Source organism: Micromonospora sp. NPDC051296, from assembly GCF_040682255.1.
GTDB lineage: Bacteria > Actinomycetota > Actinomycetes > Mycobacteriales > Micromonosporaceae > Micromonospora > Micromonospora craterilacus.
The window spans coordinates 1-14,645 of the sequence record NZ_JBFBAO010000157.1 but is presented as its reverse complement, the minus strand read 5'-3'; the positions used below and the strand labels follow the sequence as shown (position 1 = coordinate 14,645).

15 protein-coding genes and 1 pseudogene are annotated in these 14,645 nt (G+C 73.0%); 13 read left to right on the top strand and 3 right to left on the bottom strand.

Annotated features, from left to right (window positions below; all coding sequences use genetic code 11):
* From AB0M52_RS17935 to AB0M52_RS17910, 6 genes and pseudogenes are all read left to right on the top strand, one after another.
* Positions 1-204 (top strand): annotated as a pseudogene (locus tag AB0M52_RS17935) (carbohydrate ABC transporter permease); the annotation flags it as partial.
* A gap of 6 nt (positions 205-210) precedes the next feature.
* Positions 211-1,359: a galactonate dehydratase gene (gene dgoD / locus AB0M52_RS17930; RefSeq protein ID WP_363954547.1), complete on the top strand. Its 1,149-nt coding sequence runs from the start codon at positions 211-213 to the stop codon at positions 1,357-1,359.
* Positions 1,360-1,361: 2 nt separating this feature from the next.
* Positions 1,362-2,000, top strand: a complete 639-nt coding sequence (locus tag AB0M52_RS17925) for a bifunctional 4-hydroxy-2-oxoglutarate aldolase/2-dehydro-3-deoxy-phosphogluconate aldolase (protein ID WP_363954545.1) — start codon at positions 1,362-1,364, stop codon at positions 1,998-2,000.
* Positions 1,997-2,950, top strand: coding sequence for a sugar kinase (locus tag AB0M52_RS17920; protein WP_363954543.1), 954 nt, complete (start codon positions 1,997-1,999; stop codon positions 2,948-2,950). The genes AB0M52_RS17925 and AB0M52_RS17920 overlap by 4 nt, the downstream gene beginning before the upstream one ends.
* A gap of 26 nt (positions 2,951-2,976) precedes the next feature.
* On the top strand, positions 2,977-4,206 hold the full coding sequence (gene manD / locus AB0M52_RS17915; protein WP_363954541.1) for a D-mannonate dehydratase ManD: 1,230 nt from the start codon (positions 2,977-2,979) through the stop codon (positions 4,204-4,206).
* On the top strand, positions 4,196-4,759 hold the full coding sequence (locus AB0M52_RS17910; RefSeq protein WP_363954539.1) for a gluconokinase: 564 nt from the start codon (positions 4,196-4,198) through the stop codon (positions 4,757-4,759). Before manD ends, AB0M52_RS17910 begins: the two co-directional genes overlap by 11 nt.
* Positions 4,760-4,821: 62 nt before the next feature.
* Here the strand turns inward: AB0M52_RS17910 and AB0M52_RS17905 are convergent, their stop codons facing one another.
* Genes AB0M52_RS17905 through AB0M52_RS17895 form a run of 3 tightly spaced genes read right to left on the bottom strand, consistent with a single transcriptional unit; the run spans position 4,822 to position 6,899 of the window.
* Complete coding sequence (locus AB0M52_RS17905) at positions 4,822-5,055, bottom strand: hypothetical protein (RefSeq protein ID WP_363954537.1); 234 nt, start codon at positions 5,053-5,055, stop codon at positions 4,822-4,824.
* A gap of 21 nt (positions 5,056-5,076) precedes the next feature.
* Positions 5,077-5,919, bottom strand: coding sequence for an ABC transporter permease (locus AB0M52_RS17900; RefSeq protein ID WP_363954535.1), 843 nt, complete (start codon positions 5,917-5,919; stop codon positions 5,077-5,079).
* The gene (locus AB0M52_RS17895) at positions 5,916-6,899 is read right to left on the bottom strand and encodes an ABC transporter ATP-binding protein (RefSeq protein WP_363954533.1); all 984 of its coding nucleotides are present in this window, start codon (positions 6,897-6,899) and stop codon (positions 5,916-5,918) included. Before AB0M52_RS17895 ends, AB0M52_RS17900 begins: the two co-directional genes overlap by 4 nt.
* Positions 6,900-7,354: 455 nt before the next feature.
* Between AB0M52_RS17895 and AB0M52_RS17890 the strand changes: the two genes are divergently transcribed.
* The 7 genes from AB0M52_RS17890 to AB0M52_RS17860 all read left to right on the top strand — a co-directional run.
* Positions 7,355-9,505, top strand: coding sequence for a TOMM precursor leader peptide-binding protein (locus AB0M52_RS17890; protein ID WP_363954531.1), 2,151 nt, complete (start codon positions 7,355-7,357; stop codon positions 9,503-9,505).
* A gap of 55 nt (positions 9,506-9,560) precedes the next feature.
* Positions 9,561-9,743: a hypothetical protein gene (locus AB0M52_RS17885; RefSeq protein WP_199523745.1), complete on the top strand. Its 183-nt coding sequence runs from the start codon at positions 9,561-9,563 to the stop codon at positions 9,741-9,743.
* 31 nt (positions 9,744-9,774) lie between these two features.
* On the top strand, positions 9,775-10,146 hold the full coding sequence (locus AB0M52_RS17880) for a thiazolylpeptide-type bacteriocin (protein ID WP_363954529.1): 372 nt from the start codon (positions 9,775-9,777) through the stop codon (positions 10,144-10,146).
* Positions 10,147-10,220: 74 nt separating this feature from the next.
* Entirely contained in the window at positions 10,221-10,406 is a 186-nt protein-coding gene (locus AB0M52_RS17875; protein WP_111214316.1) for a thiazolylpeptide-type bacteriocin, read from the top strand.
* An 89-nt stretch (positions 10,407-10,495) separates the two neighbouring features.
* Complete coding sequence (locus AB0M52_RS17870; protein ID WP_363954526.1) at positions 10,496-12,475, top strand: TOMM precursor leader peptide-binding protein; 1,980 nt, start codon at positions 10,496-10,498, stop codon at positions 12,473-12,475.
* A gap of 10 nt (positions 12,476-12,485) precedes the next feature.
* On the top strand, positions 12,486-14,195 hold the full coding sequence (locus AB0M52_RS17865) for a SagB family peptide dehydrogenase (protein WP_363954524.1): 1,710 nt from the start codon (positions 12,486-12,488) through the stop codon (positions 14,193-14,195).
* Between the two features lie 41 nt (positions 14,196-14,236).
* On the top strand, positions 14,237-14,645 hold a 409-nt coding region (locus AB0M52_RS17860), incomplete at its 3' end, for a hypothetical protein (protein WP_363954522.1).

The following is a 14,645-nucleotide window of genomic DNA, read 5'->3' as shown; positions in this document are numbered from 1 at the left end:
AACTTCATGTTCGCCCTGGTGCTCTCCGGCGCGAGCACGAAGACCCTGCCCGTGGCGATCTTCGACTTCGTCGGCTACGCCAGCATCGACTGGGGCGGCCTGATGGCGGCGACCACCGTGGTCACCCTGCCGATCATGGTCATCGCTCTGTTCGTGCAGAAGTACATCGTTTCCGGGCTCACCGCCGGCGCGACGAAGGGCTGATCGACCATGACGACTATCGCTCGCGTCGAGACCTTCCTCGTCGCACCCCGCTGGCTGTTCGTCCGGGTGGAGACCACCGACGGCATCGTCGGCTGGGGCGAGGCGACCTGCGAGGGCCGCTCCGAGACCGTACGCACCGCCGTGGAGCAGCTCAGCGAGCTGCTGATCGGCCAGGACGCGCTGCGCATCGAGGACCACTGGCAGGTGATGACCAAGGGCTCCTTCTACCGGGGCGGCCCGATCCTGGCCAGCGCGGTCGCCGGCCTGGACCAGGCGCTGTGGGACATCGCCGGCAAGCGGTACGGCGCCCCCGTGCACCAGCTGCTCGGCGGCCCGGTCCGAGACCGGATCCGGGTCTACGGCTGGGTCGGCGGCGACGAACCCAGCGAGGTCCGCGACCAGATCGCCGCGCGGGTGGAGGCGGGTCTGACCGCCGTGAAGATGAACGCCTCCGGGCGGATGAGCCCGGTCGCCTCCGTCGCCGAAATCGACGGGGTGGTGCAGCGGGTGGCCGCCGCCCGCGAGGTGCTCGGCGACGAACGCGACGTGGCCGTCGACTTCCACGGCCGGTTCACCCTCGCCAACGCCCGCCGGGTCGCGCCGCTGCTGGAGCCGTACCGGCCGTTCTTCCTGGAAGAGCCGGTGGTGCCGGAGAACTCCCACCTGATCGGCGAGTTCGTCCGCTCCACCACCACGCCGGTGTCCACGGGGGAGCGGCTCTACAACCGCCAGGAGTTCCTGCCCGTGCTCCAGGCCGGTATCGCGGTGGCCCAGCCGGACCTGTCGCACGCCGGTGGCATCACCGAGGTACGCAAGATCGCCGCGCTGGCGGAGACGTTCGACGTGCAGCTCGCTCCGCACTGCCCGCTCGGCCCGATCGCCCTGGCCGCCTGCCTTCAGGTCGGCTTCGCCACGCCGAACTACCTGATCCAGGAACAGAGCATCGGCATCCACTACAACCTGGGCGCCGAGGTGCTCGACTACTGCGTCGACCAGGAGCCGCTGACCTTCGTCGACGGGTACGTCCAGCGACTCACCGCGCCGGGGCTGGGCATCGAGATCGACGAGCAGGCGGTACGGGCGGCCGACAAGCGCGGCCACGCCTGGCGCAGCCCCACCTTCCGGCACCCCGACGGCTCCTACGCGGAATGGTGATCATGACTATCAATCTCACCGCCGAACTCGCCGCGACCCGCCTGATGGCGGTCATCCGCGGCACCGACACCGCCGCCGCGATCGCGACCGGCATCGCCCTGCTGACCGAGGGCGTGTCGATCGTCGAGGTGGCCCTGACCACCCCCGGTGCCTGCAAGGCCATCGAGGCGATCCGGGCAGCCGCGCCGGAGGGCTCACTCGTCGGCGCCGGCACCGTGCTCACCAACGCCGACGTGGCCGACGTGGCTGCGGCCGGGGCCCAGTTCGTGGTCACCCCGGCGGTGGTCGAGTCGATCGCCGAGTCGGCCCGCCGGGGCCTGCCGGTCGCCGCCGGCGCGCTCACCCCCACCGAGGCGTACACGGCGGTGCAGCTCGGGGCCAGCGCGATCAAACTCTTCCCGTCGTCGGTGGGCGGCCCCGCGTACCTGAAGGCGGTGCGCGACCCGTTCCCGGACATCCCGTTCGTCGCGGTCGGCGGGGTCGGCCTGGCCGACCTGCCCGGCTACTTCGCGGCCGGGGCGATCGCGGTCGGCGTCGGTGGCCCGCTGGTCGGCGACGCCGCCTCCGGCGGCGACCTCGACGCCCTGCGCGAGCGGGCCCGGGCCTACCTCGCGGCGACCGGCGGCACGGCGCGGTCATGAGCGCCGTCGACCTGCTCACCGTCGGCGAGGCGCTGGTGTCGCTGCGTTCGCCCGGCCCGCTGGCCACCGGCGGGGCGCTGACCATGCACCTGGCCGGCGCGGAGTGCAACGTGGCGATCGGCCTCGCCCGGCTCGGCCACCGCGCCGCCTGGGCCGGCCGGGTCAGCGCCGACGAGCTGGGCGAGTTCGTGCTGCGCCAGCTGCGCGCCGAGGGGGTGGGCGCCGACGGGGCCCACCGGGACCCGGACCGGGCCGCTGGTCTGATGTTCCTGGAACGGCGTACCGCCGACGTCACCCGGGTCGCGTACAACCGGGCCGGCTCGGCCGGATCGGCGCTGAGCGTCGCCGACCTGCGCGGGCCGCTCGCGGCCGGGGCCCGGGTGCTGCACCTGACCGGGATCACCCCGGCGCTGTCGGAGAGCGCCCGAGAGGCCGTGACGTGGGCGGCGCGGGAGGCGGCGGGCGCGGGCACGTTCGTCTCCCTCGACGTCAACTATCGGTCCCGGCTCTGGTCCCGGGAGGCCGCCCGCGCCACGCTGACCCCGCTCGCCGGGTACGCGTCGGTCGTCGTCGCCTCCGCCGACGAGCTGGACCTGGTCGCCGAACCCGGCGCCGACGAGGTCAGCGCGGCCGCCGACCTGCTCCGCCGCGGCGTGGCCACGGTGCTGGTCAAGCTCGGCGCCGACGGGGCCCGCGCGTACACCGGTGACGGCGTCACGGAGGTCGCGGCGGTGCCGGTCACCGCCGTGGACACCGTCGGCGCGGGCGACGCGTTCACCGCCGGCTACCTCTCCGGACACCTCGACGGGCTGGACCTCGTCGACCGGCTCCGGCGCGCGGTCGCCCTCGGCGCCTTCGCGGTCGCCGCGCACGGCGACTGGGAGGGCCTGCCCCGCCGCGACGAGCTGTCCCTCATCGCCGGCAGCGCCGCCGGCACCACCCTCCGCTGAGGATCACCCCGAGAAAGGCACCTCCCGTGAAGATCGTGGCCGCCGACGTCATCGTCTCCAGCCCGGACCGCAACTTCGTCACCTTGAAGATCACCACCGAGGACGGCATCACCGGGCTGGGCGACGGCACCCTCAACGGGCGTGAGCTCTCCGTCGCCTCGTACCTGCGTGACCACGTGGTGCCGTTGCTGCTCGGCCGGGACGCGCACCGCATCGAGGACGCCTGGCAGTTCCTCTACCGCTCGGCGTACTGGCGGCGCGGCCCGGTCACCATGGCCGCCATCGCCGCGGTGGACGTCGCCCTGTGGGACATCAAGGCCAAGGCCGCCGGCATGCCGCTCTACCAGTTGCTCGGCGGCGCGTCGCGCAACGGCATCATGGCGTACGGGCACGCCTCCGGCCGTGACCTGCCGGAGCTGTTCGACTCGATCCGCGCGCACCTCGACCTCGGCTTCAAGTCGATCCGGGTGCAGACCTCCGTGCCCGGCATCAACGCCGTGTACGGGGTGGCCGCCCAGCCCAGCACCGACGGCAAGCGGTACGACTACGAGCCGGCCCAGCGCACCCCGCTGCCGGTCGAGGAGGACTGGGACACCCGGGCGTACCTGCGCCACCTGCCCGGCGTGTTCGAGGCGGTCCGCAACGAGTTCGGCCCGGAGCTGCCGCTGCTGCACGACGGCCACCACCGGATGACCCCGATCCAGGCCGCCAAGCTGGGCAAGGCCCTCGAGCCGTACGACCTGTTCTGGCTGGAGGACTGCACACCGGCGGAGAACCAGGAGGCGCTGCGGCTGGTCCGCCAGCACACCACCACGCCGCTGGCCATCGGCGAGATCTTCAACACCGTGTGGGACTACCAGACCCTGATCCGGGAACAGCTGATCGACTACGTCCGGTCCGCCGTCACCCACACCGGCGGCATCACCGCGATGCGCAAGCTGCTCGACTTCGCCGCCCAGTACCAGATCAAGTCGGGCATCCACGGCCCGACCGACATCTCGCCGGTCGGCATGGCCGCCGCGCTGCACCTGGACCTGGCCATCCACAACTTCGGCATCCAGGAGTACATGCGGCACGGGCCGCTCACCAACGAGGTGTTCCGCCAGTCGTTCACCTTCACTGACGGTTACCTGCATCCCGGCGAGCAGCCCGGTCTCGGTGTCGAACTGGACGAGGAGGCCGCCGCGCGGTTCCCGTACCAGCCGGCGTACCTGCCGTTCAACCGGCTGATGGACGGCACGGTCCATGACTGGTGACCGTCCGCCGACCCGGCACATCGTGGTGATGGGTGTGTCGGGCTCGGGCAAGACGACGGTCGCCAAGGGCGTCGCCGCGCTGACCGGGCTGGCCTTCGCCGAGGCGGACGAGTTCCACTCCGAGGCCAACGTGACCCGGATGCGGGCCGGCGTACCGCTGGACGACGACGCCCGCTGGCCGTGGCTGCGTGCCCTGGCCGGGTGGATGACGGCCCGCCACCGGGAGGGGGTGTCGACGGTGCTGGCCTGCTCGGCGCTCAAGCGCTCCTACCGGGACCTGCTGCGGGAGGGCCCGCCGGGCGTGGAGTTCGTGCACCTGGACGGCCCGACCGAGGTCATCCGGGAGCGGATGTCCCTGCGGGCCGGCCATTACATGCCGGCGAGCCTGCTCGACTCGCAGACCGCGACTCTGGAGCCGCTCTGGCCGGACGAGCGGGGCATCGTGCTCGACCTCCAACTGTCCACGGAGGCGTTGGTCGCCGCGGCGGTCGAACGGCTCGGCCTGCCGGTGATCCGGGTTCCGTCCGGCGTGCCGGCGGCACCCGAGTCGTAGGCTCCGGATCGCCGGTTACCAGCCGGCGGCGATCCGGTCGGGGAGGACCGGGTCGCCGCCGCTCACCGCTCCGGGTGCCGGCGGACGAAGTCCTCGTACGTCTCGTTGGCGAGTTCGATCTCCCGCACCTGGGCGGCCAGCTCCGCCCGGCGGATCTCCGCCGCCGACCGGGCCTGGGCCAGCCGCAGCTCGTGCCGGCGATCCCGCAGCCGGGACCAGCCCCGCACCGCCGCCCAGGCGATCCAGCCACCGGTGGCGACCAGGGCGGTCAGCACGAAAGCGAGCACGAACTCCATCTCCACGTCCCTTCCGGCGGGTCAGCCGACGTCCCGACGTGCCGCCAGCCAGCTGCCCAGCCCGAACATGAGCAGGGTGTACCCGAGCAGGACGAGGGTCGGTAGCAGGGCACCGGACGATTCCATCACCCCGGGCGTGCCACCGTCGAACTGAGACCGGGCACCCAACGCGCCGGCCAGTGCCCCGGAACTGGGGGCCAGCAGCACCTTCTGCACCACCTCCAGCGGGCTCAGCACCAGCGCGAGCCCGCTGATCGCGTTCTCCAGCACCAGCGTCCAGATCAGACCGACCGCGATCGCGGTCGCGGTGTTCCGGAACGCGATCGCGAGGAACCAGCCGACGCTGGCGTGCGCGGTGCAGATCAACCAGGCCGCGGCCACCGCACCGGCCAGGTCCGCGGCGGGCGGCCAGCCGGCCGTGCGCCCCTCCACCACCCCGAGCAGGCCGGTAACCAGTGCCAGTGCGCCGAAGGTGAGCACCGCGATGAGCAGGGTCAGGCCACACAGGACGATCGCATGCCCGGCCAGCACCTGCCCGCGCCGGGGCCGCTGAGTGAAGATCAGGTTCAGCGTTCCCCAGCGGTACTCGTTGCCGACGACCAGCGCGCCGAGGATGACCACGATGGCGCCACCGAACAGCGGGAACAGCCCGATCCCGGTGGTGACCAGTTGGCCCGGCAACACGGCGGCGAGCAGCGACTCGGCGGCGTCGGCCTGTTCCGGGTCGCCGGCCAGCGCCAGGTGCACGAGGTAGGGGATGCCGATGCCGAACGCGAGGGCGAGGATCGTCCAGGTCGCGGTGACCGTCCACACCGCCGGCCGCCGGCGGTCGGCGAACCAGGCTGCCCGCACCGAGGCGATCATCGGTTGACTCCCGTCGTCACTTCCGGCCGGTCCGTGGCCTCGGCGATCGGATCCGCACTCTCGGCGTCGGACCGTTCCGCCGCGGTCAGTTCCAGGAAGGCCTCCTCCAGCGAGTGGCGCAGTGGGCGCAGCTCCCGTACGTCGATGCCGGCCGTCACCAGCCGCCGGTTCAGCACCGCGGCCAGCGCCGGATCGGCGGTGACCCGCAGCTGCCCGTCGACCGGTTCCACCGCCCGGACCTCGTCGTGCTCGCGCAGGCAGGCGATCGCCTGGTCCACCGGCTCGGCGTCGATCAGCAGCACCCCGGTGCCCAGCGCCCCGCGTAGCTCGTCGGGCGTGCCCTCGGCGACCAGCCGGCCGGCGTCGATGACCGCGATCCGGTCGCAGACCTGCTCCACCTCGGCGAGGACGTGACTGGAAAGAAGCACGGTGTGGCCCCGCTGCCCGAGCGCGCGCAGCAACTCCCGCATCTCGGAGACGCCGGCCGGATCGAGGCCGTTGGTCGGCTCGTCCAGGATCAGCAGGCTCGGCTCCTTGAGCAGCGCGGCGGCCACCCCCAGCCGCTGCTTCATGCCCAACGAGTAGGTCCGGTACGGCGACCCGGCGCGGTCGCTGAGGCGTACCTCGGTCAGTACCCGCTCGACGGCGCTGTCCGGCACGCCCGCGTACCGGGCCGCCAGCCGCAGATTGTCCCGGCCGGACAGGTGCGGGTAGAAGGCGGGCGATTCGATCAGGGCCCCCACCCGGGCCAGCTGGCTCGGCGTGCCGGGCGGCTGCCCCAGCACCCGGATGCGCCCGCTGCTCGGCCGGACGAGCCCGACCAGCATGCGCATGGTGGTCGTCTTGCCGGCCCCGTTCGGCCCCAGGAAGCCGAGCACCTCGCCCTCCCGCACCCGGAGGTCGAGGCTGTCGACCGCGGTGACCCCGCCCGGATAACGCTTGGTGACGCCGTGCAGTTCGATGGCGAAACGGTCGCCCATCAACGGGTCGCCGTAACCGGAAAATCGGGCAATGAGGACCCGTCGAGCAGGCTTCTTCGAATGTTCATGTGAAAGTACCTCGAATTCCCTGCTGCCACGCTGGGTTGCTTGCACGTCGCCAATTAACTGTCCGTAAAGTCGAGCGGGTGGGGGTCATTGGAAACGCTCCCGCCCTGGGGGGCGTCACGGCCGGCGACGGTGCCCCGACAGGTGCCCACGGAAGGGCGTCTGACCTGGGCTAAGCCGGTGGCCGACCACAGGGTAGCGGAGGTCGATCCGCGCCGGAAGTCCCTGCCTGGGCGGCTGAACGTACGTTTTGTCTTAGCCGCAGCTCACGGCCGCGATATTCACCTCCAGCATTACCTTTTTTAAAAGAGTTTGTTGACTCGCGAGTTGACCTTGGGCAGCATGTAGTCACTTTCGTGACTGTCGACGTCGATGCCATAGGAGCCCAGATGAGCGTGTCGCCGGACGCCGGGAAGACCCTTGGAATGCGGCCGAAGCTCCGGCATGACGTGGTCTTCCTGGACGCACCCGCCGGCGCCTACCTGCGCGGACCGGACACCGCCTTCCTGATCAAGGGCAGGACGGCCTTCCGCTGGCTGACCTCGCTCAGCCCCTACCTCACCGGTGAGCACACCCTCGCCCAGCTCACCGACACCCTCGAACCGGCGCAGCGGCAGACGGTGGTCACCCTGATCCAAGCGTTGATCGCCCGCGGCTTCGCCAAGGACGCGGGCGACCGCACCGAGCTGGCCGAGCCGCTGGCCCGCCGGTTCGCCGCCCAGATCGAGTTCGTCGACCACTTCGCCGACGACCCCACCGGCCGGTTCCTGCGGTTCCACCGTGCCCGCGTGGCGCTGGGCGGCGGGGGAGCGGCGCTGCTCGCGGCGGCCACCGGCCTGCTCCGCAACGGCTGCCTGGCGCTCGACCTGTACCCGGACGACGGTCCGGAGCGGTACGCCGAGGCGCTCCGCCCGGACCTGGCCGAGCTGCGGGCCGACGGGTTGCCCGCCGAAGTCAACGTCCACTCCGGACCGCTGACCACCGCCGGCGCGGATGCGGTGGTCTACTGCACCGGGCCGGACGGCCTGGCCCGCCTCGCCGAGCTGGCCCGCGCCTGCCACCGGGACGGCCCGCTGCTGGTGCCGGTGGTCTGGGACGACGACCGCGCGGTGGTCGGGCCGACCGTCGCGGCGGGGCAGACGCCCTGCTGGCTCTGCGCCCAGCTGCGGCTCACCGCCGCCGCCGACCCGGCGGCCTCGGCCGAGTTCTGGCGTCAGCTCGCCCTCGGAGCCGCAGCCGGCGAACCGGGGAGCCTGCCCGAGGTGACCGGGCGGATGCTCGGCAACGCCGCCGCGTTCGAACTCTTCCGGGTGCTGACCGGTGCCCTCGCACCGGACACGGCCGCCGGGGTGCTGCTGCTCGACGCGTCCACCCTGGAGTCCACCCGGGAACGGGTGCTGCCACACCCCGGCTGCCCGGTCTGCCGGCACGTCGAGGTGCCCGGGACCGAGCCGTCCGACGGCTCGGACGACGGAACCTACCAGCGCGCCGAGGTCCTCGTGGCGCCGAACGCCGGGGTCTTTACCCGGTTCGTCGACGACCCGCTGGAGCAGGCACCGCTGAAGACGGCCCGGTTGCGGCTGCCCAGCCGGCGCGGGCCGCGCGAGGTGAGCGCCTTCGACGTACACACCGTGATGGGCGCCCGGCTCGCCGCGTACCGGGTCGCGGTCCGCGACCACGCGGGCCGGTACGCCGACCCGTCCGGCGCGGTGACCGCGTCCGCGGCCGAACTGCGCGACCGCGGCGAGCACCCGGTGCCGTGGGCGCAGCTGGACACGGCGGTCGGCGGGCCGTCCGGCGACCCCCGGCGGCGGTGGCTGCCCGCCACCGTCCTGGGCCGCGAGGAGCAGGTCTGGGTACCCGCCGCACTGGCGCTGCCAAGCATCGGCCGGGGCGCCGACGACTGGGTCGAGCCGACGGTCGCCGGCGCGGCCGTCGCCGCCACCATCGACGGCGTGATCGACCAGGGCCTGGCCGACGCGCTGGCCTACCACGCGCTGACCAGCGCCATCCGCGGCCGGTCCGGCCGTCGGGTGGTGAGCGAGGAGGAGCTGGTCCGCGACGACGACACCGCCTTCGTGGTCAAGGCGGCGCACCGCTTCGGCCGCCGGCTGTCCGTGCTGTCACTGGCCGGGGCCGAGCCGGCGCACGCGGTGCTCGCCGTCGCCGAGCTGCCCGGCGGCGGCGACCGCCAGTGGGCGCTGGCCGGCGGGTTCGACCCGGTCGCCACCCGGCTGGCCGCCGCACTGAACGCGGTCGGCCGCGTCCAGGTGCGGCACTTCGAGGGGATCGACGCCGACCTCGGCGACCCGGTGCTGCGGGACTTCGACCCGGCGACGCTCACCGCCGGCGTCACCACGACCGACGCCGCCCGCGCCGACGCCCCGGCCGGCACCGACCGGGCCGCAGTGCTGGCGGCGCTGGCCGAGCGCTCGATCAGTGCCCTGCTGGTCGAGACGACCACCCGGGACGTCCGGGCCAGCGGGGCGTTCCGCAGCGGCGTGGTCCTGCTGCGTCACCACGGCCGCACGGCCGACTGAAACCACCACAGCAAGTGGTCAGGCGAGGCACGCACCACGGAGAGGAGGTGGAAACATGCTGATCACCCTGAACGACGAGCTCCGCGAGCTGGAGACCGAAACCTTCGAGATCGAGGACGTCGAGGACGGCGCCGAGGCGCTCGCCGCGACCAGCTCGAGCTGCTCCTGCTCCAGCTGCTGCAGTTGCAGCACGTCCAGCTGCTGCAGCTGCAGCACCAGCTGCTCCAGCTGCGGCTGACCTGGGTAACCGGGGTTGACCCCCGACGCCGATGACCAACCGTCCTGGTGGGACCGCAACACGACCCATCCGCCGCCGACCCACATCGGCGAGCAACCCCTGCGTGCCTCCGCTGGATCCACCGTGGTGGTGCGGAAACCAACCACTGACGACTGGCGCCGACCGCGGCTCAAGGAGACGTCCCGTGCCGAACCAACCCCCGACATCCGGTTCGTTACCCGATTCGGTCCGCAGTGAACTCCGCGATCTGCAGACCGAGACGTTCGAGGTCGAGGACATCGCGGAACTGTCCGCCGACCTGATGGACATCTGCAGCAGCAGCACCAGCACCTCGAGCTGCTCCAGTTGCAGCACGTCCAGCTGTTGCAGCTGTACCTCGTCGAGCTGCAGCAGCACCAGCTGAGCCATCGCACCGCCGGACGTTCCGGACGCCCGGCGCCGTGGTGGCCCGCCACATCTGAGGGGAGGTGTACACAAATGCCGGAACTCACTGACGAACTGCGCACGCTGGAGACGGAGACGTTCGAGATCGAGGACGTCGACGCCATCGACTCCATGGTCATGGCCTGGTCCAGCTCCAGCTGCTCGTGCTCCAGCTGCTGCAGCTGCAGCACGTCCAGCTGCTGCAGCAGCAGCACCAGCACCGGTTGCGGCGGCGGGTAGGTCCGCTGCCACCGTCCCCGCCGGCGGTCCACGTCGGCGGGGCACCCGGTCCCTCGCCCCAGCCGTACGACCGCAGACAGGTGAACCGCATGATCGTCGACGTCCGGACCACCTCCACCGGGTGGGACAGCAGCCTCAAACAGCTCGGCGAGGCGCTCCACGAGCGACGCCAGGACCAGGCGCACCCGCCGGGCCTGACGCCGCTGGACGGGGTCACCGTACGCATCGCCGCCCTGGGCCTGATCGACGCGAACCGGGACGGCGCCGAGGCGGTCCCCGGCGGCGACGTCCTGCCGATCTGGCTGCACGGCGCCACCGCCCTGGTCGGCCCCCGCTGGTCCCCGCCGCCGAACGCCGCCGAGCGGACGGAACCCGGCCCCGCGCCGGGACCGTGCCCGCTCTGCGTGCAGCGTCGCTGGCAGGCCATCCGGGTCCGCGAGGAGCGGCACGCCCTGGAGCACGGCGCCCGGGTCGGCGCCGTCGCCGCCCTGCCTCACCTGACGCCGTTCGCCGTCGACGCGCTGTGGCAACTCCTGCTCGTCGCCGCCCGGACGGAACCCGAGCGGCCCGGCGTCGGCCGTCTCTGGCAGCTGCGGATGGACACCCTGGAGACCGTGGCCGTGGCGGTGCTGGTCGACTCCGAGTGCCCGGCCTGTGCCCGCACCCGCCCGGACACCGCCGAGGGCGCGGTCATCCCGCTGACCAGCCGACCCAAGCCGGACCCGTCCGGGTACCGGCTGCGCTCCGCCGGGGACCTCGACCTGCCGGTGGCCGCGCTGGCCAACCCGGTCGCCGGTGCGCTGGGCGGCACCGCGCTGCGCGCGTACAACGCCACCGCCACCGCGCCGGTGACCGGCTACTTCCGGGTCCGCAGCCGCTACGACCTGCACGAGATGTGGTGGAGCGGGCACGCCAACAGCTACGGCAGCAGCGAGACGTACGCCCTGCTGGAGGGGCTGGAACGGTACGCCGGCCAGTTCCCCCGGGCCAAGCGGACCACGGTCTTCGACAGCTACGCCAACCTCGCCTCGGACGCCCTCGACCCGGCCGGCCTCGGCTACCACCCGGCGTTCTACCAGGGCCACGGGCTCTACTACGCGCCCTACTCGCCGACCGAGCCGATGCACTGGGTGTGGGGCTACTCGCTGCGCGACCGCGAGCCCCGGCTCGTGCCCGAGCAGCTGGTGTACTACCTGGACCGGCGCACCGACCAGCGCAAGTTCGTCCAGGAGTGTTCCAACGGCTGCGCCAGCGGCAGCTGCCCGGAGGAGGCGCTGTTGCACGGCATGCTCGAACTGGTCGAGCGGGACGCCTTCCTGCTCGCCTGGTACGGCTCCGCGCGGCTGGCCGAGATCGACCCGGCCACCTGCCGCGACGAGTCGGTGCACTTCATGATCGACCGGGTGAACCTGCTCGGGTACGACCTTCGCCTCTTCGACACCCGGGCCGACCTGCCCGTCCCGGTGGTCACCGCGGTCGCCGTCAAGCGCGGCGACGGGCTCGGTCAGCTCTGCTTCGCCGCCGGCGCCAGCCTCGACCCCGACGACGCGGTCCGGGCGGCGGTCTGCGAGACGGCGTCCTACGTTCCCGGTTTCGACGAGCGGGTCGCCGCCAGCGAGCCGGCGCTACGCGAGATGACCCGGGACTACACCAAGGTCCACGAGCTGAGCCACCACGCCCTGCTGTACGGGCTGCCGGAGATGACCCACCACGCCGGGTTCCTCTTCGACGATCCGCCGCTGCGGTCGATGACCGAGCTGTACGGCGACTGGCTGGCGACCCGGCCGACCCATGACGACCTGCGGGCCGACGCGGAGTACCTGTGCGGGCTGATCGCCGGCCTCGGCGGCGACGTGCTCGCCGTCGACCAGACCTGCCCGGAGCAGGAGATCGCCGGGGTGCACACGATGGCGCTGGTGGCTCCCGCCCTGGTCCCGATCGACTTCGGGTGGCAGCGGCAACGGGTGCTGCACAGCGACCGGCTGGAGCGCCACCTGGCCCGGGGCGTGTCCGGACCCGACCGGCTCGGCGCCACCGCCCGCAACCTCCACCCGCACCCCTTCCCGTAGGAGCACCGGCATGCAGCAGGAGGCCCGCGACGTCGTCCGGGACTACACCGAGGCGGTCTTCCGCCGGGCCCGGGTCCCGATGGAGCCGCTCAACTTCGAGGTGGACTGGGTCGACCAGCCCTCCCGTCACACGGCGTACCCGGGCGCGCCCCGGGTGCCGCTGCCGACCGACCTGCCCGAGCTGCCCACCCTGCGTGACCTGTTCACCCGGGGCGGCCCGCCGCAGGCGGCGGACGTGGTCACCGGGGACGACCCACCGCCGGCGGCGGACTGGTCGTTGGCCCGGCTGGCGGCCCTGCTGCGGCTGTCGTACGGGGTGCTCGACCGGCGGATGACCGTCAACTGGAACCAGGACATCGCCAAGCGGGCGCACTTCGACTATGCCGTCTGGGGACGGGGCACCGCCTCCGGCGGCGGCATGTACCCGGTGGAGCTGTACCTGGTCGCCGGGGCGTCGGCACCGCTGCTGCCCGGTGTCTACCACTACGACACCGGTCGGCACGTGCTCCAGCGGCTGCTGCTCGGCGACGTCAGCGACACCGTCCGGGCCGCGCTCGCCACCACCGAGGACGCGGACAGCTTCCTGCTGGCCAGCATCAAGTTCTGGAAGAACTCGTTCAAGTACAACAGCTTCTGCTACCACGTGGTCACCCAGGACCTCGGCGCCCTGCTCGGCTCGTGGGACCTGCTGGCGTCCGCGTACGGCGTACCGCTGCGCCGGCTGCTCTGCTTCGACCCGGCGCCGATGGACCGGCTGCTCGGCTTCGACAGCGACGATCAGAGCGTCTTCGCGGTCGTGCCGGTGCGGTGGACCGCCGACCCGCCGCCCGCCGCGTCCGACCCGGCCGCCGCTTCGGACCCGCCCGCTGCCGGCGGACCGGCCGGCAGCGGGGGCGGCGGTGCGGCGCCGGTTCCGGCGGCCGGGGACGTCCAGGTCCGGTACACCGCCCACGAGCGCTCCCGCCGGGTACGGCGGTTCGCCACGGTCTCCGAGGTGCACCGGGCGGCGGCGGTCCCCGCCGTCATCGCCCCGGAGACGGTTCCCGACGCCGCTCCCCGGGAGCTGCCCGGCGCACCCGTCGAGCTGCCCGCGCCCCTGCTCGACCGGCTGGACCGTCCCCTGTCGACGGTGCTGGCCACCCGATCCAGCAGTTTCGGCCGGTTCCGCCGGCCGCCCGAGCTGACCGCCGCCGAACTCGGCACCGCGCTCGCCTTCGCCGCCGCCGGCCGGCACCATCCGGCCGACGCCGGGTTGCCCGCTGACGCGCCGGCGCTGACCCGACTCTGGGTCTTCGCCAACCACGTCGACGGTCTGGCCGCCGGTGGTTACGCCTACTGCCCGCGGCGGCACGCGCTGCTGCCGGCCGGGCCGGAACCCGACGGCGGCATGTCCGCCTTCCTGCAACAGCAGTACTTCCTCACCAACTACACGATGGGGCAGGTGGGGGCGGTGCTGGCCATTTCCGGCCGGCTCGACGCGGTGCTCGACGCCTACGGCCCCCGGGGCTACCGGATCCTGAACGCCGAGATCGGCGCGGTGGCCCAGCGGGCGTACTGCGCGGCGACCGCCCAGCGCGTCGGCTGCGGCGCGGTGCTGGGCTTCGACAACGTCTCCATGGACACCGCCCTGGGGCTGGACGGCACCGACGAGCGGACCGTGCTGTTCCTGCTCCTCGGGCGGCACCCGGACGCCACCGCCGACCTGGCGTACCGGCTGTGACGCCCCCGACCCGCGCCGACGCGCCGACGAAGGAGAGACCCGTGACGGTGTCCCTGCCCGCACCACCGGCCACCGAGGTGTCCTGGCGGATGCCCGAGGTGTTCATGCTGCGCACCGCCGGCCTGCCCCTCGACGTCGCCGACCGGCTCGCCTTCGACCGCAGCGCCGCCTGGGCCCGCCACCTGCTCGACCTGGAGGAGCGGCTGCGCGACACCGGCCGGGAGCTGGCCGACGCGCTCCAGACGGCGGTGGCCCGCAACCTGCACGACGACGGCCTGCGGCAGCGGCTGATCCGGCTGCGCCGCGACGTGTACAACCTGCGCACACCCCGCCCGGCCGACCCGGCGGGCTGGCCGGCCGACGCGCTCGGCGCGGACACCCACCGGGCGCTGGTGGGCTGGCTGGAGACCCTTGCGGCGTACCGGGGGGAACTGGGCGCCGGCGCGGCGG

Excerpts from the sequence above, each read along its gene's own strand:
- AB0M52_RS17865 (WP_363954524.1), top strand. The coding sequence starts at position 12,486 with ATGCAGCAGGAGGCCCGCGACGTCGTCCGGGACTACACCGAGGCGGTC.
- AB0M52_RS17890 (WP_363954531.1), top strand. The coding sequence starts at position 7,355 with ATGAGCGTGTCGCCGGACGCCGGGAAGACCCTTGGAATGCGGCCGAAG.
- AB0M52_RS17905 (WP_363954537.1), bottom strand. The coding sequence starts at position 5,055 with ATGGAGTTCGTGCTCGCTTTCGTGCTGACCGCCCTGGTCGCCACCGGT.
- AB0M52_RS17895 (WP_363954533.1), bottom strand. The coding sequence starts at position 6,899 with ATGGGCGACCGTTTCGCCATCGAACTGCACGGCGTCACCAAGCGTTAT.
- AB0M52_RS17920 (WP_363954543.1), top strand. The coding sequence starts at position 1,997 with ATGAGCGCCGTCGACCTGCTCACCGTCGGCGAGGCGCTGGTGTCGCTG.
- AB0M52_RS17885 (WP_199523745.1), top strand. The coding sequence starts at position 9,561 with ATGCTGATCACCCTGAACGACGAGCTCCGCGAGCTGGAGACCGAAACC.
- AB0M52_RS17875 (WP_111214316.1), top strand. The coding sequence starts at position 10,221 with ATGCCGGAACTCACTGACGAACTGCGCACGCTGGAGACGGAGACGTTC.
- AB0M52_RS17900 (WP_363954535.1), bottom strand. The coding sequence starts at position 5,919 with ATGATCGCCTCGGTGCGGGCAGCCTGGTTCGCCGACCGCCGGCGGCCG.
- AB0M52_RS17870 (WP_363954526.1), top strand. The coding sequence starts at position 10,496 with ATGATCGTCGACGTCCGGACCACCTCCACCGGGTGGGACAGCAGCCTC.
- AB0M52_RS17910 (WP_363954539.1), top strand. The coding sequence starts at position 4,196 with ATGACTGGTGACCGTCCGCCGACCCGGCACATCGTGGTGATGGGTGTG.
- dgoD (WP_363954547.1), top strand. The coding sequence starts at position 211 with ATGACGACTATCGCTCGCGTCGAGACCTTCCTCGTCGCACCCCGCTGG.
- AB0M52_RS17925 (WP_363954545.1), top strand. The coding sequence starts at position 1,362 with ATGACTATCAATCTCACCGCCGAACTCGCCGCGACCCGCCTGATGGCG.
- AB0M52_RS17880 (WP_363954529.1), top strand. The coding sequence starts at position 9,775 with ATGACCAACCGTCCTGGTGGGACCGCAACACGACCCATCCGCCGCCGA.